Source organism: Pseudomonas pudica (genome assembly GCF_015680405.1).
In the GTDB taxonomy this organism is placed as follows: Bacteria; Pseudomonadota; Gammaproteobacteria; order Pseudomonadales; family Pseudomonadaceae; genus Aquipseudomonas; species Aquipseudomonas pudica.
Genome location: NZ_JADLJS010000106.1, coordinates 1 through 716, shown reverse-complemented (window position 1 = coordinate 716; position 716 = coordinate 1). Strand labels below are relative to the sequence as shown.

The following is a 716-nucleotide window of genomic DNA, read 5'->3' as shown; positions in this document are numbered from 1 at the left end:
CTGCTGTCCACCTACGACTTCCCAGGCGACGACACCCCGATCATCATCGGTTCGGCTCGTATGGCCCTGGAAGGCAAAGACGACAACGAAATGGGTACTACCGCTGTCAAGAAGCTGGTAGAAACTCTGGATGCCTACATCCCTGAGCCAGTTCGTGCCGTTGACCAGCCGTTCCTGATGCCGATCGAAGACGTATTCTCGATCTCGGGTCGTGGTACCGTTGTTACCGGTCGTATCGAGCGTGGTATCGTCCGCGTTCAGGATCCGCTGGAAATCGTTGGTCTGCGTGACACTTCGACCACCACCTGCACCGGTGTTGAAATGTTCCGCAAGCTGCTGGACGAAGGTCGTGCTGGCGAGAACTGCGGCGTTCTGCTGCGTGGTACCAAGCGTGACGACGTTGAGCGTGGCCAGGTTCTGGTCAAGCCAGGTTCGGTCAAGCCGCACACCAAGTTCACCGCAGAAGTCTACGTTCTGTCGAAGGAAGAAGGCGGTCGTCACACTCCGTTCTTCAAAGGCTACCGTCCTCAGTTCTACTTCCGTACCACTGACGTGACCGGTAACTGCGAACTGCCGGAAGGCGTTGAAATGGTAATGCCAGGTGACAACATTCAGATGACTGTTACCCTGATCAAGACCATCGCAATGGAAGACGGTCTGCGCTTCGCTATCCGTGAAGGCGGTCGTACCGTCGGCGCCGGCGTCGTAGCAAAAAT

1 protein-coding gene is annotated in these 716 nt (G+C 56.6%); it reads left to right on the top strand.

Features of this window, described 5'->3' with window-relative positions; all coding sequences use genetic code 11:
• Positions 1-716, top strand: a 716-nt coding sequence (locus IRZ77_RS26685) for an EF-Tu C-terminal domain-related protein (RefSeq protein WP_268868218.1), incomplete at both ends; no start/stop codon positions are given.